Annotated in this window: 23 protein-coding genes and 1 pseudogene; 15 read left to right on the top strand and 9 right to left on the bottom strand. The window is 63.9% G+C overall.

The features are described 5' to 3' along the window. Window positions 1-108: 108 nt before the first annotated feature. The 15 genes and pseudogenes from BDOA9_RS39555 to BDOA9_RS31250 form a co-directional block, all read left to right on the top strand. A pseudogene (locus tag BDOA9_RS39555) lies at window positions 109-399 on the top strand (type III glutamate--ammonia ligase); the annotation flags it as partial. Window positions 400-580: 181 nt separating this feature from the next. Beyond that, the gene (locus BDOA9_RS31315; RefSeq protein ID WP_025037902.1) at window positions 581-1,747 is read left to right on the top strand and encodes a transporter substrate-binding domain-containing protein; all 1,167 of its coding nucleotides are present in this window, start codon (window positions 581-583) and stop codon (window positions 1,745-1,747) included. Window positions 1,748-1,782: 35 nt separating this feature from the next. Continuing rightward, a complete protein-coding gene (locus BDOA9_RS31310) occupies window positions 1,783-2,391 on the top strand; it encodes an ANTAR domain-containing response regulator (protein WP_025037901.1) in 609 nt (202 codons plus the stop codon). A 248-nt stretch (window positions 2,392-2,639) separates the two neighbouring features. Further along, window positions 2,640-3,896, top strand: a complete 1,257-nt coding sequence (locus tag BDOA9_RS31305) for an ABC transporter substrate-binding protein (RefSeq protein WP_025037900.1) — start codon at window positions 2,640-2,642, stop codon at window positions 3,894-3,896. Between the two features lie 59 nt (window positions 3,897-3,955). Beyond that, window positions 3,956-4,849, top strand: a complete 894-nt coding sequence (urtB, locus tag BDOA9_RS31300) for an urea ABC transporter permease subunit UrtB (RefSeq protein WP_025037899.1) — start codon at window positions 3,956-3,958, stop codon at window positions 4,847-4,849. Between the two features lies 1 nt (window position 4,850). Further along, window positions 4,851-5,999, top strand: a complete 1,149-nt coding sequence (gene urtC / locus BDOA9_RS31295) for an urea ABC transporter permease subunit UrtC (RefSeq protein WP_025037898.1) — start codon at window positions 4,851-4,853, stop codon at window positions 5,997-5,999. 3 nt (window positions 6,000-6,002) lie between these two features. After that, window positions 6,003-6,746: an urea ABC transporter ATP-binding protein UrtD gene (gene urtD / locus BDOA9_RS31290; protein WP_025037897.1), complete on the top strand. Its 744-nt coding sequence runs from the start codon at window positions 6,003-6,005 to the stop codon at window positions 6,744-6,746. After that, window positions 6,746-7,441, top strand: a complete 696-nt coding sequence (urtE, locus tag BDOA9_RS31285; RefSeq protein ID WP_025037896.1) for an urea ABC transporter ATP-binding subunit UrtE — start codon at window positions 6,746-6,748, stop codon at window positions 7,439-7,441. Before urtD ends, urtE begins: the two co-directional genes overlap by 1 nt. A 36-nt stretch (window positions 7,442-7,477) precedes the next feature. Next, complete coding sequence (locus tag BDOA9_RS31280; protein ID WP_025037895.1) at window positions 7,478-8,515, top strand: aliphatic amidase; 1,038 nt, start codon at window positions 7,478-7,480, stop codon at window positions 8,513-8,515. Window positions 8,516-8,592: 77 nt separating this feature from the next. Further along, window positions 8,593-9,126: an urease accessory protein UreE gene (ureE, locus tag BDOA9_RS31275; RefSeq protein WP_025037894.1), complete on the top strand. Its 534-nt coding sequence runs from the start codon at window positions 8,593-8,595 to the stop codon at window positions 9,124-9,126. Between the two features lie 15 nt (window positions 9,127-9,141). Beyond that, window positions 9,142-9,801 carry an urease accessory protein UreF gene (locus BDOA9_RS31270; RefSeq protein ID WP_340162401.1) on the top strand — a complete coding sequence of 220 codons (660 nt, stop codon included), beginning with the start codon at window positions 9,142-9,144 and terminating at the stop codon, window positions 9,799-9,801. A 12-nt stretch (window positions 9,802-9,813) separates the two neighbouring features. Continuing rightward, a complete protein-coding gene (locus BDOA9_RS31265) occupies window positions 9,814-10,509 on the top strand; it encodes an urease subunit gamma (protein ID WP_025037892.1) in 696 nt (231 codons plus the stop codon). A 21-nt stretch (window positions 10,510-10,530) separates the two neighbouring features. Next, window positions 10,531-12,240 (top strand): urease subunit alpha, encoded by a 1,710-nt coding sequence (gene ureC / locus BDOA9_RS31260; RefSeq protein WP_025037891.1) that lies wholly within the window; start codon window positions 10,531-10,533, stop codon window positions 12,238-12,240. A 3-nt stretch (window positions 12,241-12,243) separates the two neighbouring features. Further along, on the top strand, window positions 12,244-12,897 hold the full coding sequence (gene ureG / locus BDOA9_RS31255) for an urease accessory protein UreG (protein ID WP_025037890.1): 654 nt from the start codon (window positions 12,244-12,246) through the stop codon (window positions 12,895-12,897). Continuing rightward, a complete protein-coding gene (locus BDOA9_RS31250) occupies window positions 12,863-13,711 on the top strand; it encodes an urease accessory protein UreD (RefSeq protein WP_025037889.1) in 849 nt (282 codons plus the stop codon). Before ureG ends, BDOA9_RS31250 begins: the two co-directional genes overlap by 35 nt. Window positions 13,712-13,789: 78 nt before the next feature. Here the strand turns inward: BDOA9_RS31250 and BDOA9_RS31245 are convergent, their stop codons facing one another. From BDOA9_RS31245 to BDOA9_RS31205, 9 genes are all read right to left on the bottom strand, one after another. After that, window positions 13,790-16,105, bottom strand: coding sequence for a nitric oxide reductase activation protein NorD (locus BDOA9_RS31245; protein ID WP_244521549.1), 2,316 nt, complete (start codon window positions 16,103-16,105; stop codon window positions 13,790-13,792). Next, a complete protein-coding gene (locus BDOA9_RS31240) occupies window positions 16,102-16,902 on the bottom strand; it encodes a CbbQ/NirQ/NorQ/GpvN family protein (protein ID WP_025037887.1) in 801 nt (266 codons plus the stop codon). Before BDOA9_RS31240 ends, BDOA9_RS31245 begins: the two co-directional genes overlap by 4 nt. Window positions 16,903-17,229: 327 nt before the next feature. After that, the gene (locus tag BDOA9_RS31235) at window positions 17,230-17,469 is read right to left on the bottom strand and encodes a hypothetical protein (RefSeq protein WP_025037886.1); all 240 of its coding nucleotides are present in this window, start codon (window positions 17,467-17,469) and stop codon (window positions 17,230-17,232) included. Window positions 17,470-17,554: 85 nt separating this feature from the next. Beyond that, window positions 17,555-18,529: a tripartite tricarboxylate transporter substrate-binding protein gene (locus tag BDOA9_RS31230; protein WP_025037885.1), complete on the bottom strand. Its 975-nt coding sequence runs from the start codon at window positions 18,527-18,529 to the stop codon at window positions 17,555-17,557. A 24-nt stretch (window positions 18,530-18,553) separates the two neighbouring features. Next, the gene (locus tag BDOA9_RS31225; protein WP_025037884.1) at window positions 18,554-19,270 is read right to left on the bottom strand and encodes a GntR family transcriptional regulator; all 717 of its coding nucleotides are present in this window, start codon (window positions 19,268-19,270) and stop codon (window positions 18,554-18,556) included. Window positions 19,271-19,293: 23 nt separating this feature from the next. After that, window positions 19,294-20,034 carry an SDR family oxidoreductase gene (locus BDOA9_RS31220; protein ID WP_025037883.1) on the bottom strand — a complete coding sequence of 247 codons (741 nt, stop codon included), beginning with the start codon at window positions 20,032-20,034 and terminating at the stop codon, window positions 19,294-19,296. 23 nt (window positions 20,035-20,057) lie between these two features. After that, window positions 20,058-20,828 carry an SDR family oxidoreductase gene (locus BDOA9_RS31215; RefSeq protein ID WP_025037882.1) on the bottom strand — a complete coding sequence of 257 codons (771 nt, stop codon included), beginning with the start codon at window positions 20,826-20,828 and terminating at the stop codon, window positions 20,058-20,060. Between the two features lie 14 nt (window positions 20,829-20,842). Then, the gene (locus tag BDOA9_RS31210; protein WP_025037881.1) at window positions 20,843-21,223 is read right to left on the bottom strand and encodes a carboxymuconolactone decarboxylase family protein; all 381 of its coding nucleotides are present in this window, start codon (window positions 21,221-21,223) and stop codon (window positions 20,843-20,845) included. 29 nt (window positions 21,224-21,252) lie between these two features. Then, window positions 21,253-22,479, bottom strand: a complete 1,227-nt coding sequence (locus BDOA9_RS31205; RefSeq protein ID WP_025037880.1) for an ABC transporter substrate-binding protein — start codon at window positions 22,477-22,479, stop codon at window positions 21,253-21,255. Window positions 22,480-22,499 lie beyond the last annotated feature (20 nt).

The raw sequence follows: 22,499 nt of genomic DNA, 5'->3' as shown, positions 1-22,499 counted from the left end.
GAAAATGCCGCCGCGGTTCACGGCGCTGCTGCATCACGTTGACGTCGCTGCGTTCGAAAGGGCGTATCTGCCGCGGCAGGCGGCGCCCGGGGTAGACGGGTGACAGTGGACGCCCACGGGCAAGACCTCGACGACAATCTTCGCGATCTAGCCGACAGGGTCCATGGCGGTCGCTATCGGCCGTTCATTTCGCCGACCGGCAGCGGTTGCCATGTGCACGTGTCGCTGTGGAAAGGTGAACGAAATCCGTTCGAGGACGAAGGCGGCGAGCTCGGCGTCTCCGAGCTCGGCTATCATTTCCTCGGCGGCCTGATCAATTCCGCCGACGCTCCTGCGGCCATCCTCAATCCTTCGGTCAACTCTTGCAAACGTATCAACGCGCCGCGAACGGTCTCGGGGCGACACCCTGGACTGTTGATATCCGAACGAAATGCGTCGTGCCCGCGGTCGTTCCGGGCGGTGAACCGGCCGTTGACGTCATCCCCATTATTCATCATAGACTGGAGATGCCGCAAGGGCGCGATATGGCGCCGCGAGAAGAGGGGCAGCGTTGACGGATGCAGCCAACGATCGTGATTTGATGGTGTCAGCCAAAGACCATTCGGACAGTTGGCGGGTCGGCGTGCTGTTCTCGCAGACCGGCGTGACGTCGGCCATCGAGCGCACGCAGCTGAATGCGACCTTGCTCGCGATCGAAGAGATCAATGCCAATGGCGGAGTCCTCGGCCGGCCGGTCGAACCCGTGATCTACGATCCCGCTTCAGATCCGAAGAAATACCGCGCCTTTGCCGAGCGGCTGTTCCAGTTCGATCGCATCAGGATCCTGTTCGGCTGCTACATGTCCAGCACCCGCAAGGCCGTGCTTCCGGTCGTCGAAGGCCACCGTGGCCTGCTGTTCTATCCGACGCAATACGAGGGGTTCGAGTATTCGCGCAATTGTATCTACACAGGCGCAGCGCCCAACCAGAATTCGATCCAGCTTGCACGTTTCCTGCTTTCGACCTACGGCAACCGCTTTCTGCTCGTCGGGTCCAATTACATCTATCCCTATGAATCGAACCGGTTGATGGCGGACTTCGTCGTGCAGAGCAAAGGCAAGGTGCTCGATGAGATCTATGTGCCGCTGCAGGCCAGCCTGGGGGATTTCGACAAGGTCATTGCGCGGATCAAGAAGACCTCGCCGGAGGTGATCTTCTCTACCGTGGTGGGCTCCGGCACGGCGGCATTCTACAGTGCCTATCGGGCGGCAGGCTTCGACCCCGCACGCATGCCGATAGCAAGTCTCGCCACCAACGAGGCGGAAGTTGCCGAAATGGGCGCCGAGGTTGCCGAGGGACACATCACCGCGGCACCGTTCTTCGAGACCCTGTCCTCGGCGGCTGCGCGGCGTTTCGTCTCGAGCTTCAAGCATAAATACGGAGACGACGCGCCCGTGACGGCCGGCGCCGAAGCGTCCTACTTCCAGGTGCATCTGGCGATGCGTGCAGTCGGAAAGTGCGGCTCCGACGATCCGGAACAGGTGCTTGGCAATCTCAGGGATTTCGAATTCGACGCGCCGCAGGGAAGAGTGCGTGTCGATCCCGAAAACAACCACACCTATCTTTGGCCGCGGATCGCGCGGCTGGATCGAAACGGCCGTTTCCAGGTCGTGTGGAATCCAGGTGTGCGCGTGAAACCGGATCCCTATTGTGTCGTGCAGAGACTCGACGATTGGTCCGTCGATGACCAGCAACTCATTCGTCCATGATCCCCATGGTTGCCTAGTTGGACGGAGAACCAGGCGTGGCCATTCAAATTCTCCGCGATCTGCGTGGTCTGCGGGTTCATGTCGTGCATCCGCCGGATTCGGAGCGGACCAAGCTGGTCGAGCATCTGCGTCGCATCGGTTGCATGGTGGAGATGCAATGGCCGGTGCCGGAATGCTGGCAGGAAGGGGCCGACATCGTGCTGCTCGCGATCGAGCACGACATGCGGACCGAGATGCAGCGCCTGTTGAAATCCGACGTCAATCGTCGGCCGACCCTGATTGCCGTCGTGTCCTACGAGGATCCGTCGACGCTGCAACTTGTGCTCGAGTTCGGCGCCGTCGCAGTCATCGAGCGTCCGATCCGGCCCTTCGGCCTGTTGACCAACATCACCATTGCGCGCAGCCTTTGGATGGAGCGTCGCGAAGCTGACAAGCGTGTACGCAAGCTCGAACGCAAGCTCGCGGGCATTCAACGTATCCAGAAGGCCAAGGCGATCCTGATGGACGGTCAGGGATTGAGCGAGGCTGATGCTTATGAAAGCATCCGGCGACAAGCCATGTCGAAGCGCTTGTCGATGGACGATATGGCTTCGGCGATCATTCACGCAAACGAGCTGTTGCAATATCGCGCCAAAGGTGATTAGCTTTCGTCCGTCGTGAAGAGAAAATCTTTCGCGACTTTGCCGAACCATCGATGATGCTGGTTCGGCTCCGGCTGAGCAGCCCGAAGGACCCGCGAGGGTCCGTCGGGCTTTTTTGTTTTCTGGGGCGCGTGGTGTTGTCGTCACCTTCGTGTTGACGACGCCCGCTTGAGTCTTGGCGATTGTCTCACGGTAGCAGCGTGCTTCGGTGCGATCGCAGATCTGTGTCTGGAGCCAACGGGGAGTGTGCGATGGCAGTTGATAGACGTAAATTTCTGAAGGGCGGCGCTTTGGCGGGCGGCGCGTTGATCACATCCCCCTGGGTGTTTTCGACGGGCGCTCATGCTGCGGGCGAGATCAAGGTCGGCGTGCTGTTCTCGCTGACCGGCGGGTTGTCGATCGTGGAGAAATCGCTGCATGACGCCACCATGATGGCGATCAGCGAGATCAACGCGGCGGGCGGCGTCAAGGGCATGAAGATCGCGGCGATCGCGGAGGATGGCGCGTCGGATCCGAAGACCTACAACGAGAAGGCCTCGAAACTCGTTATCCAGGATCGCGTGCCGACCGTATTCGGCTCCTATACGTCGGCCAGCCGCAAGGCCGTGCTGCCGGTGTTCGAGAAGCGCAACAACCTCTATTTCTACCCGACCTACTACGAAGGCTTCGAGTGCTCGAAGAACGTCGTCTATACCGGCGCTGTTCCGAACCAACAGCTCTCGAATTTCATTCCCTGGATCATCAAGACGCTCGGCAAGAAGAAGTTCTTCATCGTCGGATCGAATTACATCTATCCGCGCGAGATGGCCAAGGTCTCCAAGATTCTGATCGAGAAGAACGGCGGCGAATGGATCGCCGATGAATATCTCGAGCTTGGCCATTCCGAATGGGGTTCGATGGTCAACAAGATCAAGAACTCGGGCTGCGACGTCGTGCTGTCCAACGTGGTCGGCGACTCCGTGATCGCCTTCTACCGCGAGTACAAGAACCAGGGTCTCACTCATGACAAGCTTCCGATCTGCGCGACCGTGACCTCCGAGATCGAGATCGCGGCGATGGGTGCCGATTATGCCGTCGGCTCGTACACCTCGTTTCCCTACTTCCAGGCAATCGACACCGACCGCAACAAGGCCTTCGTCGAGCGTTATCGGGCCTTCGTGAAGGATCCGAAGGCGGTGACGCACCACGCGCTGGAATCGTCCTACTTCCAGGTCTTCCTGTGGAAGCAGGCGGTCGAGAAGGCCGCCGAGGTCACCCCGACTGCGATCCGCGAGGCGGTCAAGGGTCAGGAATTCGACGCGCCCAACGGCCACGTCAAGATCGAAGCCGAGAACCTGCACGCCTACCTGACCCCGCGCATCGCGCAGTGGCAACCGGACGGTCAGGGCAAGATCATCGACGCCTACAAGGAGCCGGTGATGCCGCTGCCCTACGTCGCCTATGGCGAGACGCCGACGAACCTCTTCTGCACGTCGAAGGGGCTCGACGCGGCCAAGCTGAAAACCTGACGTCAAGGAAACCTCGTCCATCGCGCGGTCTCCCGTGCGATGGACGATGAGGTATTGTCATGCTCGAAGTTCTGTTCATCGGTCTCAGCCTGGGTTCGATCCTCCTCCTGGTCGCTCTCGGCCTTGCGATCACCTATGGCGCCATGGGCGTCATCAACATGGCGCATGGCGAGATGGTCATGGTCGGCGCCTATGTGACGGTGCTGTCGGGCCTTTGGCTCGGGACGAACATCTTCGTCGCAATCCCGCTCGCTTTCATCGTGACGGCGCTGCTCGGGCTTCTGATCGAGCGCATCGTGGTACGCAAGTTGTACGGACGGCTGCTCGACACCCTGCTGGCGACCTGGGGCGTCGCGATCCTGATCCAGCAGGCCGTGCGGCTGGAATTCGGGCTCACGTTCTTCGGCATGCACATCCAGGGACTTGGCCCCGGTCTGCAGAATGTCGATGTACCCGGGATATTGCAGGGAACCCTTCATATCGCCGGTGTCGATATCAATCGCTACCGGACCTTTATCATCCTCGTTACGGCGGTCCTTACGCTCGCCACGTGGTTCCTGCTCTACCGCACCGTCGCAGGCACCCAGGTCCGCGCCATCATCCGCAATTCGAAGATGGCCGCGGCGTGCGGCATCGATGTCGAGCGCGTCAACGCGCTGACCTTCGCGTTCGGCTCGGGCCTTGCCGGCGTCGCCGGCGTGATGATGTCCGGCTTCAAGACGGTGTTTCCGGACATGGGTACGTCGATGGTGGTCGACGGCTTCCTGGTCGTCGTGATGGGCGGCGTCGGCAGTCTGCTCGGATCGGTGCTGTCGGCGGGGATTCTCGGCGAGATCAACGGTGTAGTTGCCGCCGGGACCAACGATATCCTGGCACGCGCCGTCGTGTTCGGTGTGGTGATCGCGATCATCATTCTCAAGCCAAAGGGCCTGTTCGCCCTCAAGGGGCGCTGAAATGTCGTCGCAGCGCCGCATCGACTGGGCGATCTACGCCGGCTTCGTGATCCTGATCATGCTGGTGCCGCTGGCGATGGACCCGTTCTGGCTGAACCGCATCGCCAAGTATCTGGTGTTCGGCATGCTCGGTATCGCGGTCGCGTTGTCCTGGGGCTATGCGGGCATCCTCAATCTCGGCCAGGGACTGTTCTTCGGTGCTGGAGCCTACATGTTGGCGATGTCGCTGAAGCTGGCCAGCGCCACCAGTCTGCAGCAGGGTTCCGACAAGCCGGTGCCGGATTTCATGCTGTGGAACGCCGAGCCGGGGGCCAAGACCGAGCTCTGCTGCATCACCAAGGCTTCGTTCCTGTGGCTGCCATTTCAGAGCCAATGGTTCGGCTTTGCGATGGGCGTGATCCTGCCGGTCCTGATGGCGGTGGTGGTCGGCCTCATCGTCTTCCGCAAGCGGATCTCCGGCGTGTTCGTCTCCATCATCATGCTGGCGCTGGTGCTGCTGGTCCGGCTGGTGATGATCGATGCGCAGCCGGTCACGAACGGCTTCAACGGCCTGACCGATCTGGGCTGGTTCAAGGTCGGCGAGTTCGAATTCGATCCGTATATCGTGCCGACCTACTACCTGGTTGCGGGTTCGCTGAGCGTGGTGCTGCTCGCAGCGCGGCTGCTGATCGACACCCGTGCTGGCGTGATCCTGCAGGCGGTTCGCAACGACGAGAACCGCGCCCGCTATCTCGGCTTCGACGTGCCGGCCTACCAGACCTTCTTCTTCGCGGTCTCGGCGGCCATCGCGGGCTTCGCCGGCATGCTCTATGTCATCGTTTCGGAGTTCGCATCGCCGACCTTCATGGATCTGAGCTTTTCGATCACCATGGTGGTGTGGGCAGCGGTCGGCGGCCGCGCCTCGATCCTCGGCGCCTGCATCGGCGCAATTGCGATCAACATGATCTCTGCAACCGTCAGCGAAGCCGAGGGGTTCGCAGAGGCCTGGAAAGCCATCATCGGACTGATCTTCGTGCTGGTCGTGCTCTATCTGCCGCGCGGCATTGCAGGGCTTGCTCACGATCTGATTGATCGCGCGGTTACGCGCAAGGCGCCGGCTGGCTCGGTCGCGCTGCGTGTCCACGATGCCAGCTCACAGCTCGCGGAGTAGCCCATGGCGCAGGCAGCATTGACCATCGACGGGCTCGGCGTCGACTTCGAGGGCTTCAAGGCCGTCAACGGCGTGTCGTTGGTCATCGAGGAGGGGGAGTTGCGGGTTCTGCTCGGCGCGAACGGCGCCGGCAAGACCACGCTGATGGATCTAATCTCCGGCAAGACCAAGTCGACCGAAGGCCGCGTCTTCCTGCATGACACCAACATCACCAATTGGGAAGAGCATCGGATCGCGCGCGCCGGCATCGGCCGCAAGTTCCAGATTCCGAGCGTATTCAAGGAGCTCACGGTCCGCCGCAATCTCGAAGTGGCGAGCTGCAGGAATCCCGGCGTATTCGCCAATCTCGGCTTCGGCTTTCCGGCCAAGGCCAAGGTCGACGAGGTGCTGGAACTGATCGGGCTGGCCGACGAAGCCGACCGCGTTGCGGCCTATCTGAGCCACGGCCAGACCCAATGGCTGGAGCTCGGCCTGTTGATCACGCAGGATCCGAAGATCATCCTGCTGGACGAGCCGACCGCCGGCATGACCCAGGCGGAGACCCACAAGACCTCCCTGATCGTCAACAACCTCCGGGGCCGCCACACCATCATCGTGGTCGAGCACGACATGGCCTTTGTGCGCGAGATCGCGGAACGCATCACCGTGCTGCATCTGGGCCAGGTTCTCGCCGAGGGCAGCGTTACGGAGATCGAGACGAATCCGAAGGTGAAGGAAGCCTATCTCGGCTCGAAGGGGATTTCCTGATGCTGGCGTTCTCGCACGTCGATAGTTTCTACGATCGCAGCCACATCCTGCACGACGTCTGCCTCGAGGTGCCGGGCGGCGAGGTGACGGCGGTGCTCGGACGTAACGGCACCGGCAAGACCACGCTGCTGAAGACGCTGATGGGCCTGACCGACCGGATTGACGGGCAGATCAGGCTGGACGAGCGTGAGATCGGCAAGGAGCCGACGTTCCAGCGGGCGCGGGCCGGCATCGCCTATGTACCGCAGGGACGCGAGATCATTCCGGATTTCACGATCCGCGAGAACATCCTTATGGGCTCGTTCGCCCGGCATGACGGCAAGCGCGAGATCCCGGAACTGGTCGCCGAGCTGTTTCCCTATCTGATGAACAATCTGACCCGCAACGGCGGCGTGCTTTCGGGCGGGCAGCAGCAGCAGCTCGCGATCGCTCGTGCGCTTGCCGCCGATCCCAAGGTGATCCTGCTCGATGAACCGAACGAAGGCATCCAGCCGTCGATCGTCGAGGAGATCGAGAAGATCATCATCCGCCTCAATCGGGAGGTGGGCCTTACCGTGATCCTGGTGGAGCAGAACGTCTCGTTCGTGCGTCGCGCTGCGCATCGCTTCGCCATGATGGAGAAGGGACGCGTGGTCGTGGCCGGCGCGATTTCCGAACTGACCGACGAGATGGTGCATCGTCACATGGCGGTGTGAGCTGAAGCTGCAAGAACGTTTTAAAAGGAGAGCGACATGCTGCACGGTGATATTACGTCAAGCAACGACACGATCGGCGTCGCCGTCGTGAACTACAAGATGCCGCGCCTACATACCAAGGCGCAGGTGCTCGACAACGCCCGCAAGATCGCCGACATGGTCGTCGGCATGAAGACCGGTCTGCCCGGCATGGATCTGGTAATCTTCCCGGAGTACTCCACCCACGGCATCATGTACGATTCCAAGGAGATGTACGAGACCGCCTCGGTCATCCCGGGCGATGAAACCGAGATTTTCGCCGAGGCCTGCCGCAAGGCGAAGGTGTGGGGCGTATTCTCGCTCACCGGCGAGCGCCACGAGGAGCATCCGAACAAGGCGCCGTACAACACCCTGATCCTGATGAACGACAAGGGCGAGATCGTGCAGAAGTATCGCAAGATCATGCCCTGGGTGCCGATCGAGGGCTGGTATCCCGGCAATTGCACCTATGTCTCCGAGGGCCCGAAGGGGCTGAAGATCTCGTTGATCATTTGCGACGACGGCAACTATCCCGAGATCTGGCGCGATTGCGCGATGAAGGGCTCCGAGCTGATCGTGCGGTGCCAGGGCTACATGTATCCGGCCAAGGACCAGCAGGTCATCATGGCCAAGGCGATGGCCTGGGCGAACAATGTCTATGTTGCGGTCGCCAACGCCACGGGCTTCGACGGCGTCTACTCGTATTTCGGTCATTCCGCGATCATCGGCTTCGACGGCCGCACGCTCGGCGAATGCGGCGAGGAAGAGTACGGCGTCAACTATGCCCAGCTGTCGAAGTCGCTGATCCGCGACGCCCGCAAAAACGGCCAGTCGCAGAACCATCTCTTCAAGCTGGTGCATCGCGGTTACACGGGGATGATCAACTCCGGCGAGGGTGATCGTGGCGTTGCGGCCTGCCCATATGATTTCTACGCCAAGTGGATCGCCGATCCGGAAGGCACGCGGGAGATGGTCGAGTCCTTCACGCGCACCACGGTGGGAACCGAGGAATGTCCGATCGAGGGCATCCCGAGCAAGAAGGTGGCGCACCGCTAGGACGCATATCGCCGGGGGCGGCGGATTGATATCCGTCGCCCATCTTGCCTGATCATGAAATTCGCGAGGTACCAACGATGCTGCGCATCGAACGCGTGCTGGGGAGCCGGGTCGAGCCCGCTTTGTCCGAGGCGCTTCACCGTCTTGAGCATGCGGGGGCGGTCGATATCGCCAATGTGCCGGCGACCGATCTGGCGCGGCGGCGTCTCTTGATCACTACGCACGGCGGTGAAGAGTTGGCGATCGCCTTGCCTCGTCATGAAAAGCTTTTCGACGGCGCCGTGCTGGTGCTGGAGCCAGACCGTGCGATCGTGGTCCGCGCCGCAACCGAACGCTGGTTGCGGTTGGAGCCGCGCTCGATCGCCGACGCCGTGGAGCTCGGCTACCACGTGGGCAATCTACACTGGCGGGTGCGGTTCGGCGGCGAGGTGCTGCTGGTCGCACTGGAAGGCCGGCCGGAAGACTACACCGCGCGCCTGGAAAACCTGATCAGCGCCCGCCGGGTCGGTGTCACGATACTCGATGAAGAGTCTGCGGAGGCGGTCGAGGCCGTCGAGCCGCCCCAGCCTGGCGGCGCCCGCGGCGGCCATTACCATCATCACGATCATTGAGCCATGCTCCGGGTTTTGCAGGCGATCTGGCAGGCGGACGGCGCGTTTCCGAGCGGGGCCTTTGCGTTTTCCTATGGGATCGAGGGCGCTTTCGCGCTTCGCCGCGACATGACTTTGGGCGACTTCGAGGCATTGGTCGCTGCGATGTTGAAGCAGCGCTGGGCCTGCTACGACAGGGTCGCATTGCTGTGGTCGTATCGTGCCAGGGGCGATCGGGAAGCCATCGCAGCGGTCGATCGCGAGGTCGAGGCCTCCACGCTGATCGAGACATTGCGCACGGGATCGCGCCGCAATGGGGGAGCTTTTCTTGCTTCGCACGCCCGGCTGGGACAGCCCCTGGCCATCGCGCTACGCGATGACGTGCAGGCGGGGAATTGTCTGGGACATATCGCCGTCATGCAGGGCGCGGTGTGGTCGGAACTCGGGCTGGACGAGGCGCTGGCGCAACTCTGCTCCGGCTATACGGCCGCGTCCGGCGTGATCACTGCCGCGATCAGGCTGGGTGCCGTGGGCGCGCTGCAAGGACAGGGGGTGCTGCAGCGATGTCTGCCGCTGATCGAGCAGCTCGCCGCTCAGGAGGTCCCGGATGAGGTCGAACTGTCCAGTTTCGTGCCTTTCCTCGATGTTGCCGCGGCACGGCACGCCCAGGCCGATCTGCGGCTGTTCGCCAATTGAGGGTGATTTCGAATGCTGCTGACGCCAACCGAACTGGAGCGCCTGACCATCTTCAATGCCGCCGAGCTGGCGCGCCGCCGCCGCGCCCGCGGACTGAAGCTGAACTATCCGGAAGCCGTCGCCTTCATCACCGACGAGATCCTGGAGGGCGCGCGTGACGGCCGTTCCGTCGCCGACTTGATCGGCTATGGCTCGACGGTGCTGTCGTCTGCGGACGTCCTGCCCGGCATCGCCGCGATGATGGACATCATCCAGGTGGAATGTGTCTTCCCCGACGGTACCAAACTCGTCACGGTGCACGAGCCGATCCGGCCGTCCCCGGGCACGGAGGCCGACACCGAACGTCCGGGCATCGTGCTGGCGCAGGACGGCGAGATCGCGCTCAATGCCGGCCGCCGCACACTGACCTTGACGGCAGTCAACACCGGCGATCGTCCGATCCAGATCGGGTCGCATTTTCATTTCTTCGAGGTCAACAAGGCGCTCGAGTTCGATCGCGCCAGCGCCATCAACATGCGGCTCGACATTCCGGCCGGGACGGCGGTGCGGTTCGAGCCGGGTGCCTCGAAGGAGGTCAATCTGGTCGAGTTCGGCGGCGAGCAGCATTTGACCGGACTCAACAATCTCACCGATGGCGCGGCGTCCGATCCCGCTGTTCAAGCGGCGGCGCTGGCGCGAGCCCGTGCGCGCGGCTTCAAGGGCGCCTGAAATCTGGAAGGAGACTGCGACGTGGCGATGATCGACCGGCGTGACTACGCCGCCCTTTACGGCCCGACCACGGGCGATGCCGTCAGGCTCGGTGATACCTCGCTGTATGCGGTGGTCGAACACGATCATGCGGTCTATGGCGACGAATGCCTGCATGGCGGCGGCAAGACCCTGCGCGACGGCATCGGCATGGCCGGGATCACCAGCGCCGAGGGCGCGCTCGATTTCCTGCTCTGCAACGTGCTGATGATCGATCCCGTGTTGGGGATCGTCAAGGGCGACCTGGGCATCCGGCATGGCCGCATCGTCGGCTTCGGCAAGGCCGGCAATCCCGCCATCATGGATGGCGTCGATCCGAACCTGATCGTCTCCATCGGCACCACGGTGCGGGATTGCGAGGGGCTGATCGCGACCCCCGGCGCCATCGACGTGCACGTGCATTTCGACAGCGCTGGCCTCGTCGAGCATGCGATCGCGAGCGGCATCACCACCATGATCGGCGGCTCGCTCGGACCGATCACGGTCGGCATCGATTCCGGCGGACCGTTCAACACCGGCAAGATGCTGCAGGCCGCCGAGGCTTGGCCGATGAATTTCGGCTTTCTCGGCCGTGGCAATGCCCATCGCGCGGCGCCGATGATCGAGCAGCTCGAGACCGGGGTGATGGGGCTGAAGCTGCACGAGGATTGGGGTTCGATGCCGGCGGCGATCGACACCTGCCTCGAGGTTGCCGATGACTACGATTTCCAGGTTCAGATCCATACCGATACACTGAATGAATCCGGCTTCGTCGAAAATACGCTGGAGGCGATCGGTGGCCGCACCATTCACATGTACCACACCGAGGGGGCCGGCGGCGGTCATGCGCCCGACATCATCCGCGTCGCCGGCGAAATGCATTGCCTGCCGTCCTCGACCAATCCGACCAATCCCTACACCGTCAACACCTTCGACGAACATCTCGACATGACGATGGTGTGCCACCACCTCAATCCGGCGATTCCCGAGGACGTCGCCTTTGCGGAAAGCCGTATTCGTGCCCAGACCATCGCGGCCGAGGACGTGCTGCACGACATTGGCGCGATCTCGATGCTGGGCTCCGATAGCCAGGGCATGGGCCGTATCCACGAAGTGATCTGCCGGACCTGGCAGCTTGCCTCCAAGATGAAGGACCAGCGTGGTGCGTTGCCGGAGGACAAGCCGGGCTTGGGCGACAATGCGCGCATCAAACGCTACATCGCCAAATACACCATCAATGCCGCCAGGACGTTCGGCATCGCCGACCACGTCGGATCGCTGGAGCCGGGCAAGATCGCCGACATCGTGGTGTGGCGGCCCGCCTTCTTCGGCATCAAGCCGGAACTCGTCATCAAGGGGGGCTTCATCGCCTGGGGCGCGATGGGCGACAGCGCGGCATCGCTGATGACATGCGAACCGATGCTGATGCGGCCGCAATGGGGCGCGTTCGGCAGGGCCGCGTCGGCGCTGTCGGCCTGCTTCGTCCATCCGCTGGCGCTGGCGCGCGACCTGGGCGCCGAGCTGGGATTGGCGAAGAAGCTGCTGCCGGTGCAAGGCACACGCAAGCTGAGCAAGCGAGACATGCTGTGGAACGACACATGTCCGCACATCACCGTCGATCCGGAGACCTTCGATGTGATTGTCGATGGTGTGTTGGCAACTTGCGAGCCGGCGCGAGAACTGCCGCTGGCCCGCCGCTACATGTTGAGGTGAGCCATGTTTCATGCCTTGCGTATATCCGACAGCGAGGCCCGCGGCGGCGCCAGTGCGGCGCGGGTCGGAATCGGCGGCCCGGTCGGCTCGGGCAAGACCGCCCTGATCGAGGCGCTGATCCCGGTGCTTCAGCGGCGCAATATCGACTTTGCCGTCGTCACCAACGATCTCGTGACCAAGGAAGACGCCGAGCGGTTGCGGCGATCCGGACTGATCGATCCTGCCCGCGTTTCGGCGGTCGAGGCGGGCGCCTGCCCGCACACCGTGATCCGGGAAGATCCCACACTGAACATTGCGGCGGGGGACGAGCTCGAGGAACGCTTCCCGGGATTGGAGCTGATCCTGTTCGAATCCGGCGGCGACAATCTCGCCTCGACCTTCTCGCTCGATCTGGTCGACTGGTGGATCTTCGTGATCGACGTCGCCGGCGGCGACGACATTCCGCGCAAGAAAGGCCCCGGCCTGCTGCGTTGCGACCTGCTTGTCGTCAACAAGGTCGATCTCGCGCCCCATGTCGGCGTCGATCTCGATCGCATGCTGGCGGATGCGCGGCAGGTGCGGGGCGCGAAGCCGGTGATACCGACCAATTTGAAGAGCGGCGTCGGCGTGGAGGCGGTCGTCGATGCGATCTCTGCTGCAGTCCTGTTCCGGGTTTGAGACCGGGCGCTCGCTCGATGGCGCGTTGGTCGTCGATCGCGCCGGCGGTCGCAGCGTCTTGCGCCGTCAGCAGATCGGCTATCCCCTGCATATCACCCGCGGCTTCCATCTCGATGCCGCGAGGCCCGATCTGCTCACGCTCTATCTGCAATCCGCCTCGGGCGGCCTGTATGCCGGCGACCGCATCAAGCTGGATGTGCGCGTTGGTGCGCTGGCCGCGTTTCATATGACGACTCAGGCCTCGACCGTCGTGCATGACGGCCGCGCGAGCGGCGCGATCCAGCGACTGGCCGTGACGGTGGAAGAGGGCGCGTTCTGCGCCTTGACCAGCGATCCTTACGTGCTGTTTCCCGGTGCCGATCTCACCTTGGAGACGGATGCCGCGGTTGCCGAGGATGCCGTGCTGTGTCTCGCCGATGGTTTTGCGGTCCATGATCCCGAAGCGAAGGCCCGGCCGTTCGCGCGTTTCGAGAGCCGGTTGAGCGTCTCACGTCCGGGCGGCAGGTTGCTGATGAAGGACATCGGCGCGATCGATGGCGACGACATGCGCAACGGGGCATTGGGCCCGATGGCCGCCGTGGCAAACTTCGTGCTGATTGCGCCGCCGAACCGATTGCCGGCGTTGGCCGACATGGAGCAGGCCGCCGGCCGCTGGGGGGCGCTGGCGGGATGTTCGCTGGCGCCGAACGGCGCAGGCCTCGTGTTGCGCATCCTTGCTCCGGACGGTGGCGTTTTGGCACGCGCGCTCGACACGGCGTTTCATGTCGCGGCCCATGCCGCGCTCGATGCTCCCCTGGCGCGTCGAAGGAAGTGATGCCTGCTTCCCGTCGTTCCCCGCGCAGGCGCGCAGGACGGCACGCCGATTTCTTTTCGTATCTCGGCGATCTCAGGCTCAGCGTCGCGCCAGACGGAAATAGAGCTCCGACAGCCGTGTCGGCAGATCCTCGACCCGATGCACCAGCATGGTGTTGCCGCGTCCGAAGATGCGTGCGGCGGATGCGATGCCGGCCGCGCCGAGCACGACGCCATAGGCGTCGATGCCGCGTCCATGGAGATTGACTGCCGCGCGCCTGGTATCCTCGACGAGATCGAGCGGATCGGACATGTCGATGTCGGATGGCTCCCCGTCGGTGAGAACGATCAGAAGCTTTCGGCTCGCCGAGGTGGTCGCCATCACTGCGCCGGCATGGCGCAATGCCGTGCCGAGCCGGGTCGACAGGCCGGAGCTGAGCCCCGCCAGCCGTGCCCGGCAAGGCCGGTCGTACGCCTCATCGAAGCCCTTGATGCTGGTCATCCTGATATCCTCGCGGCCGTCGGAGGCGAAGGCGAGCAGGCCGAAGGGGTCGCCGAGCTGATCCATGGCCTCGGAGAGGACCGCGACGGCAAGGCGTTCGATGTCGAGAACGGTTGCGCCCGATGGCAGGCGGTCGCATGTCGACTGCGAAATATCGATCAGGAGCAGCGCGGAGAGATCGCGATGCATCGATTTCGATGAGCGGAACACGCGGGGGTCGGGCTCCTGGCCGCTGCGCAACGCGATGCCGGCGTCAAGCATCGCATCGACATCGAGATCGTGCCCATCGTACTGCCGCTTCAAGCGGACGGTGCGGCCGATACGCAGGCCACGCACCAGGCGCGCGACGCGGTTGCGCACGGCTCCCGCGCCGTCGAGCGCGTGTTCGATCGCACGCGGATCGCCAGTCTTGGCCGCGACCTCGCGTACGACGGTCCAGTCGGGCCGTTCGATGCCGTGGACCCGGTCCCATTCCGGATATCGTGCGATCACCATGCCGCGGTCATCGGGCGCGACGGGGCGGCCGCGGCCGATCCCGGCCTCGGCGCTGTCCGGCTCGGTCTGCTGATCACTGCCGTCGGCACGCTCCTGCGACTCCACGCGCATGGCATCGATGAACAGGTCCAGCACGTCGTCCGGGGGCTGCGCGTCTTCGCCGAAATCCCACAGTCCCAGTCCATCGTCGCGATAGATCGGTTCGACCACATAGGTCCTGGCGTTGAACTGCACCCGCATCTGGCCGAGGTCGTTGCCGAGCAGCGTGCCGATCTCGCGGCTGATCGCGGAATCCTCGATGCGCGGCAGCGCGGCTGCGAACAGGGCGCGGCCTTTGGCGACGAAGCCGTCGTCGTCGATATGGGCCGGATCGAACAGCGCACGCGCCAGCCGCGCCAGCAGCACCGGGGCGGTCGCGACGCCGCCCGGCATGGCGACATGGTAGGGCGCCCACAGCCGGCGCAATCCGGGCAGGGCGCGCATGGCCAATGTTTCGACACGCGCGTCCTCGATCAGGTTGACCAGGGCGACCTGCAGCGGCTTCAGCGTCCCGATCGGAAACCGGGCACGACCGAGCACCAGATGCGCCTGTGCATGTGCGGTGGCGGCGCGAAACAGAGCGCGGGCGGCATCGCCCTGTACGCCGCGATAGCTTTCCGGCAGTCGGATGATCGGGCCGGAAATCGTGCTGCGGCGTTGCGGCTTGTCCATGCTGTCGCCAGCCATGCTGCGCAGCAACGGCAGCTCGCCCCACAAAGCCGTGGTGAAGGCCTTCAACTCGGCCTGGATATCGGGAAAGCCGACGCCGCCGGGATCGCGGGCGATCATGCGGCGCGCCAGATCGTCCTGCAGAGAGAAGAAGGCAAGACGGCGGTTGCGGTCGCCGGCAGCCGAGCGCAGGCCGGCGGCGATGAAATCCTCGAAAGCCTCGATCGTGCCGGGCAAGAGGATTTGTCCCATGCGGCCGGCGGCCGGCAGCACGGACTCTGGCGCCTCCCGCGCCAGCACCTCCATCGCGCGCCACCAGCGCGCTAGTGCCGTACCTCCGAAACTACGACGCGCGGCCGCCAGAGCGTTCAACGATGCGGTTGCGGCGGGCGCGCCGGCATGACGGCAGATCTCGGCGCCGATTTGCGCCGCGCCAATTAGTGGTGCAATGTCGCGCGTCGAGGCGGCGTTGCGGCTCGCCTCCCAATAGGCGATCAAGCAGGCAGGGCCGGCATTCACGTTGACGAGTTCGAGCACGCCGCCGGCCCAGGTCTCGAGCTGGGCAGCATCGAATTGCCCGGAGAGTGCCTCCCACGTCGCCAGAAAAAGCGGCCGCAATGCGTCGCGCTGGCGCATCATCGCATGTAGTCGCTGCGCGACGCCTTCCGGCTCGGACGGCACGTGGAGCGCCGCAGACGGCTTCGCGCTCACGGAACGCACGCCGCGATTGCGTCGGTGAGCGCCGCGCGGATGTCGGGATTGTCCGTGATCGGCAGCACGATGCCGGCCTGTACGGCTGCGCTCAGCGGCAGGCCGGCGCGAACCATGCGTCCCGTGTGGATCAGCATCCGGGTCGACGCGCCTTCGTCGAGGCCGTGTCCCTGCAAATTGCGGGAGCGCTCGGCGATCCTGACCAGAAGGGCCGCCAGAGCACTGTCCGCACCGCTTTCGCGGACGATGATGGCGCTCTCGGTCGACGGTGCGGGGTAGCCGAAATCGATCGCGACGAAGCGCTGCTTGGTGGACTCCTTCAGGTCTTTCACCGCGCTCTGGTAGCCGGGATTGTAGGAGATCGTGAGCTGGAATTCGGCGTGCGCCGGTACGATCTCGTTGTGCTTCTCCAGCGGCAGGATGCGCCGCGCGTCGGTCAGCGGATGGATCACCACGGTGGTGTCCTGCCGCGCTTCGACGATTTCGTCGAGATAGCAGATGCCGCCCTGACGGACGGCCTGCGTCAGGGGGCCGTCATGCCAGACCGTGCCAGATGGTTCGAGGAGATAGCGACCGGCGAGATCAGCAGCGGTCATGTCCTCGTGGGCCGCGACCGTGACCAGCGGCTTGCCGAGCCGCCACGCCATGTGCTCGACGAACCGGGTCTTGCCGCAGCCCGTCGGTCCCTTCAGCATTACCGGCAGGCGCTCACTGTAGGCGGCCGTGAAGATGTCGATTTCGGCGGCCTGGGGCTCGTAGTAGGGCTCGCTGTTGATCCGATACGCATCGAGCGGCATGAGGTGCTCCGTTGGGTGAAGGAGCGACGCCTTGAAATTCAAAGCGTTGCCGCCCTTCAAGCATAGGGTGTGGCAGCCTTTGCCGGGGAACACGCTGCGACCCTGGAGCGTGCAAGATGGCGCACAATAGGCGCTCGATCGCGATTAGAGCCGAAATGCCCAATCAAGACAAGCAAGTCCTGCGATTGTCCTGCCACCGGGTTCAGTCCGGTGATGCGTCCCCGCGGAACCGTAAGCGTGACTTTGGACGGCGCTTCAAGCCTCCGAATTGGACGCTGACGTCGGCGCGCTCGACTCCAAGTCACCGGAAGTCATCTCGACGCATTCTCACTCGCCGCCAATCACGAACTGAGTTTTGCGTTGAGGAAACGCTTGTAGAATTCGAAATATCGTTCGTCGATAGCGCGGTGAACCGTTCAGGACGATCTGAGACAGCAATCGACCCTCACCGTCGGCGACCGGGCGAGGTGTGACGACGATATCTTCCGTTATCAGCGACTCGATCCAGGCGAGCTCGGACCTGATCTCGGTGGACGTGTGATAGACGATCCGCTGCACGCGCAGCACCAGCCTCCGTCCAGATGCCGGGGCTCGTGCGAGAAACGTTGTGTTCTCGGAATGGCTACAACGGCCTCGATCCGCTCTAGCTAACCTATTGCGGCTCGATCCCGGCTGCCCTGATGATCCTGCCCCATTTGCCGATCTCGGCCTTGAGAAAGGCTTCAAGGGCTTCCGGCGTCGCGCGTTCGGGTTCAACCGGGGACATGCTGAGCTCACCAAACCGATTGATCAGGGCAGGATCCTTCAGCGCGGTCTGCAGCGCGTCGACGAGTTGGTCGACTACGGGCTTCGGCGTGCCGCGCGGGGCGTAGAGGCCGTACCAGGTCGTCACGTCGAATGCGGGAAGGCCGGCCTCGGTCGAGGTCGGCACGTCCGGCAGGGTTGCAACCCGCTTCTTGCTCGTGATCGCGTACCCCTTGATCGTGTTCGACTGAATATAAGGCGTCGGCCCGGTTGCAGGGTCGCAATAAACGTCGATGTGGCCGGCGATGACGTCGTTCAGCGCCGGGCCGCCGCCCTTGTAGTAGATCGGGGTGAGCTTGGTATCTGTCGCGCTCATGAACATCAAACCGCAGAGCTGCGAGGCCGAGCCGAGTCCGACATTGCCGAAGGTGATCTTGTCGCCGGCCTTGCGGATCTGCGCGATGAGCTCGTTGAGATCCTGGGCTGGAAAGTTCGGCCGCGCCACGAGGATCATCGGGACGTCGGTGACGAGCCCGATCATGGCGAAGTCCCCGACCGGATCGAACGGCAGCTTGGCATAGAGGGCAGGCGCGGTGGCCTGGCCGACATGCATCAGGAGCAGCGTGTAGCCGTCGGGCGCCGCCTTGGCGACACGGTTGGTGCCGAGCGTGCCGCCGGCGCCGACGACATTCTCGATCACGATCGACTGTTTCAGCGTCGCGCTCATCGCGCCGCCGAGGATGCGTGCGATCACGTCGCCGGGACCACCGGCTGAGAACGGCACGATCATCGTGACCGGGCGGGTGGGATAGTCGTCTGCGATGGCCGCACCGCAGGGATAGAGCAGGACAAGCAGGATCAGCGATCGTACGAGATACGGCATCGAACACTCCCTGGCGGCATTGTTTTAGTCGTCGGAAGGCGCCGCCTCCTTGGCCGCCGACGATTTTTCGATCATGTCGAGCGCGGCCACCGCAGCCGCATTGATGTGGTCGACGCAGCAGCGCTCGGCGAGGTCCGCATCGCCATTCTGGATCGCGCGCCAGATCGCGGTGACCTCGCGCAAACTCTTGTTGATCCGCTTCGGCTGCGACATCGAGGTGATCCGCAACAGCTGGATCCGGTCGTGCAGCGGCTTGAGCATGCGCTCGATGAAGGCGTTGCGGCAGCCACCGATCAGAGCGGCGTAAAAGTCGGTCTTGGCTTCCAGGCATCCGACGAGGTCCTGCTTGGCTGCGGCCGCCTTCAGCCGGGTCAGGGCTTCCCCGATCCGGCGAGCCACGTCCGGGTCGTGAAGCCTGGCGCATTCACGGCCGGCGAAGCCTTCGAGCACCGCGCGCGCCGCGTACAGCTGCCGGGCCTCCTCCAGGCTGATCGTGGAGACCACGGGGCCGCGGTGAGGGACCGTATTGACCAGTCCGTCGGCCTCGAGGGCACGCAGCGCCTCGCGGATCGAGGGGCGGCTGACGCCCATCATCTCGCAGAGCTCGCGCTCGACCAGACGCTGGCCCGGTTTCAGCGTGCCGGACATGATCGCCTCGCGCAGCTTTTGCGCCACCATCGCTCGGACGGTCGGTACGTCGTCGATGCGGAGTGTCGATTGCAATTCGCGGCGTCTTTCCATGTCCGGGCCTTGGTTGGAATGATTCAATACCGGTTTACAGGCAGAATCATCATTTCGGCAATTTGAACGTGGGCGGGCTGGTCAAGGGCAAAGACGATCGAACGGGCGATATCGGCCGGCTCGAGCGCCATCCTGAACTGGTCGAAATAGTCCTTTTCCTTCTGCTTGTCGCCGCGGTAGCGGGTCAGGATGATGTTGGTCCTGGTCAGGCCCGGCTGGAGCTCGGTAACCCGGATCGCGGTGTCCGCCAGCTCGCCCCGGAGGGTCTCGGTGAACATGTGCACGCCCGCCTTGCTGGTGCTGTAGGCGGCCATATCCGGGATTATACGGACGGCGTTGATGGAGCTGATGTTGACGATATGGCCGGCGTCGCGCCGGACCATGTCGGGGAGGATCGCGCGGGTGACGCGCATCAGGCCGATCAGGTTGGTCTGGATGATGCTGGACCAGTCATCCGCGGAGCCGACGTCGAAACGCGTCCGCCCGCCGATGTCGTGGCCGGCATTGTTGATGAGAACATCGACCGGCTTGAAATGCGCCGGGAGGGACTCCGGCAGGCGGTCGACGGCCTTTGCATCGCTGACGTCGAGCTGGATCGGAAACACCGCGGTGCCTGCCGTCGCGGCCAGCTCCTGAAGGGCCTTGGCGTCGCGATCGACCAGGACGACGCGGCGGCCGCTGTCCAGCAGCGCCTTGGTGATCGCGCGCCCCATGCCGCCGGCGGCGCCGGTCAGGACGACGGTCCGGCCCGATCCTTCAGTCATCGCAACACTCCCATTTCATGCTCTCATGCGATGGACCAGCCGCCGTCGATCGGCAGGCTGGCGCCGGTGATGTCATTTGCCGCGGGACCGCAGAGAAAGACGGCCATGGCCGCGACGGCATCCATTTCGATGAAACGCTGCGTCGGCTGGCGCTCGCCGAGATATTCGCGGGTCACGTCGTCGACCGGACGGCCGTTATCGGCCGCGATCGCGGCGATCTTGTTGAGAATGGCGGGCGTCGGCAGCGTGCCGGGACAGAGCGTGTTGCAGGTGATGCCGCTGCGCGCCGTCTCGATGGCGACGGCGCGGGTCATGCCCGGGATCGCCGTCTTGGTGGTGACGTAGTCGATGCGGTCCTCGACCGCGCGGCTCGAATAGATCGAACCCATATTGATGATCCGGCCCCAGCCGCGTTGCTTCATCGCCGGCAGGGCAAGGCGGATCAGGTGGAACGGCGCCGAAAGGTTCACCGCCAGCGCCTGCTCCCATTTCTCGGGCGGAAATTGTTCGATCGCAGAGAAATGCCTGACGACGGCGTTGTTGACGAGGATATCGATGGCGCCGCAGCGGCCGAGCAGGTCCGCCATCATCGCCTCGATTGCCTCGCGCTGGAACAGATCGACGCCGGCCGCTATCGTCTCGACGCCGAAGCGGCCGCGGAGCTCATCCGCGCCTTGTCTCGGCGCAACGAGATCGTGGAGGACAATGTTGGCGCCCGCGCCGGCCAGGCCTTCTGCCACGGCGAGGCCAAGGCCTGCCGCCGCACCGGTCACGAGCGCCCATTTGCCCTTCATCGCACCGCGCTCCGTTACTTCTTGTCTAGCTCGGCGAAGACTTCCTTCGCGTTCCGGAATGCATCGACGCCCGCCGGCACGCCGCAATAGATCGCGACCTGCATGAACACCTCGCGGATCTCCTCTTTGGTCGCGCCATTGGCGAGGGCACCGCGGACGTGGGTCTTTAGTTCGTGCGGACGATTGAGCGCACAGAGCATCGCCAGATTGAGGAAGCTGCGGGTCTTGCGCGTCAGCCCTTCGCGGCCCCAGACATAGCCCCAGCAATACTCGGTGGTGAGGTCCTGCATCGGGCGATTGAAATCGTCGGCGGATGCGAGCGCCTTGTCGACGAACTCGCTGCCGAGCACGCTTTTGCGGATTTCGAGACCGCGGTCGTAGGTCGCCTTGTCCATATTGTTCTCCGCTTCTCGTTCGGGCGTTGTCAGGTTTTCGGCCAGAACGGCTTGGCCATCGCGAGCTCGGGCGGGAATACCGTCACCGGCACGCCGGACTGCCACTGCACGATGGTCATGCCGGCGCCGACGCGGCGGCCCTTCTCGTCGAACTTGATCTCACCGAGCGGGTAGTACTTCGAAGGGCCTGCATCCATCGTGCGCAGCGCTTCGCCGACGGCGACGCGGTCGGCCTTGCCGGCTTTCTCAAGCGCGTCCTTGATCACCCACATGTCGCCATAGGTGGAGATCGCGTTCTGCGTCATCCACGGCTCCTTGTAACGGCTCTTCAACTCGGCGATCAGGGCCTCGTGGCCCTTGGCGCCCCAACTGGCGACGCAGGTCAGAACGCCCTGCAGCAGTTCAGGGCTCACGGTCTGAAGCATGTCCGGCTCGGCGATCGCGATGCCGAACGAGATGGTCGGCACCTTGCCCTGGCCCAGGCCGAACTCGTTCATCTTCTCGAGCAGCAGCTTTGCGTCCGAGATCACGGTCGGCAGGAAGAAGAGCAGGTCGGGCTTGGCCGAGCGAATCTTCTGCACCAGCGATGTCGCATCCGCCAGCGGCGGCGTGAAGGTCTCGTCTACGATCAGCTGCAGCTGGTTCTCAGCGAGGAGGCCTTCGCGCATCGACTTCGCCGAGGCGATCGACGCGGCCGTGTTGTCGGTGAGGATCGCGACCGTCTTCGGCCGCTTGCCCGATGCCGTCTCGGCCAGCTTGACGATCTGCGGCAAGGCCTGACGGGCCTGCGAGCCCGCGGTTGCCGAGGTCTGGAACACGTATTTGAAGCCGCGATCCGTGATCAGGTCGGAGTAGGAGAGGGTGAGAAGGGGCAGGTTGGCGCGCTCGGTGACCTCGGTCACCGCGAGCGTGAAGGATGACAGATAGGCGCCGCTGGCCGCGACCAGATCGCTCTCCTGCGCCACCATGCGCTGGGCGGCGTTCTTGGCCTTCTCGGTGGTATCGCCGGAATCGAGCACCACGAGCTTCAGCTTGGCGCCGCCGAGCGCCTTGATGCCGCCTTGCGCGTTGATGTGCTCGACGGCCATCTCGGCGCCATGGCGCATCACGGTGCCCGGACGGGCGTAGATGCCCGAGATCGGCACCAGCAGGCCGACCTTGACCTCCGAGGGTTGCTGGGCCCAGGCGCGGGATGCGATCAGCGTGCCGGTGGCACCGGCGAGCAGCGTTCGTCGGGTGATCGTGATCTTGCTCATGACAATTCTCCTCCCTGAAA

Origin of the sequence: Bradyrhizobium sp. DOA9, assembly GCF_000617845.2 — a bacterium.
GTDB lineage: Bacteria > Pseudomonadota > Alphaproteobacteria > Rhizobiales > Xanthobacteraceae > Bradyrhizobium.
Note: the sequence above shows the minus strand (reverse complement) of the source record. Positions and strands in the feature narration are given on the sequence as shown.

What these genes read in the sequence shown, in the direction of transcription:
- BDOA9_RS31315 (WP_025037902.1), top strand. Translation starts at nt 581, where the DNA reads ATGGTGTCAGCCAAAGACCATTCGGACAGTTGGCGGGTCGGCGTGCTG.
- BDOA9_RS31305 (WP_025037900.1), top strand. Translation starts at nt 2,640, where the DNA reads ATGGCAGTTGATAGACGTAAATTTCTGAAGGGCGGCGCTTTGGCGGGC.
- urtB (WP_025037899.1), top strand. Translation starts at nt 3,956, where the DNA reads ATGCTCGAAGTTCTGTTCATCGGTCTCAGCCTGGGTTCGATCCTCCTC.
- urtC (WP_025037898.1), top strand. Translation starts at nt 4,851, where the DNA reads ATGTCGTCGCAGCGCCGCATCGACTGGGCGATCTACGCCGGCTTCGTG.
- urtD (WP_025037897.1), top strand. Translation starts at nt 6,003, where the DNA reads ATGGCGCAGGCAGCATTGACCATCGACGGGCTCGGCGTCGACTTCGAG.
- urtE (WP_025037896.1), top strand. Translation starts at nt 6,746, where the DNA reads ATGCTGGCGTTCTCGCACGTCGATAGTTTCTACGATCGCAGCCACATC.
- BDOA9_RS31280 (WP_025037895.1), top strand. Translation starts at nt 7,478, where the DNA reads ATGCTGCACGGTGATATTACGTCAAGCAACGACACGATCGGCGTCGCC.
- ureE (WP_025037894.1), top strand. Translation starts at nt 8,593, where the DNA reads ATGCTGCGCATCGAACGCGTGCTGGGGAGCCGGGTCGAGCCCGCTTTG.
- BDOA9_RS31265 (WP_025037892.1), top strand. Translation starts at nt 9,814, where the DNA reads ATGCTGCTGACGCCAACCGAACTGGAGCGCCTGACCATCTTCAATGCC.
- ureG (WP_025037890.1), top strand. Translation starts at nt 12,244, where the DNA reads ATGTTTCATGCCTTGCGTATATCCGACAGCGAGGCCCGCGGCGGCGCC.
- BDOA9_RS31250 (WP_025037889.1), top strand. Translation starts at nt 12,863, where the DNA reads ATGCGATCTCTGCTGCAGTCCTGTTCCGGGTTTGAGACCGGGCGCTCG.
- BDOA9_RS31240 (WP_025037887.1), bottom strand. Translation starts at nt 16,902, where the DNA reads ATGCCGCTCGATGCGTATCGGATCAACAGCGAGCCCTACTACGAGCCC.
- BDOA9_RS31230 (WP_025037885.1), bottom strand. Translation starts at nt 18,529, where the DNA reads ATGCCGTATCTCGTACGATCGCTGATCCTGCTTGTCCTGCTCTATCCC.
- BDOA9_RS31225 (WP_025037884.1), bottom strand. Translation starts at nt 19,270, where the DNA reads ATGGAAAGACGCCGCGAATTGCAATCGACACTCCGCATCGACGACGTA.
- BDOA9_RS31220 (WP_025037883.1), bottom strand. Translation starts at nt 20,034, where the DNA reads ATGACTGAAGGATCGGGCCGGACCGTCGTCCTGACCGGCGCCGCCGGC.
- BDOA9_RS31215 (WP_025037882.1), bottom strand. Translation starts at nt 20,828, where the DNA reads ATGAAGGGCAAATGGGCGCTCGTGACCGGTGCGGCGGCAGGCCTTGGC.
- BDOA9_RS31210 (WP_025037881.1), bottom strand. Translation starts at nt 21,223, where the DNA reads ATGGACAAGGCGACCTACGACCGCGGTCTCGAAATCCGCAAAAGCGTG.
- BDOA9_RS31205 (WP_025037880.1), bottom strand. Translation starts at nt 22,479, where the DNA reads ATGAGCAAGATCACGATCACCCGACGAACGCTGCTCGCCGGTGCCACC.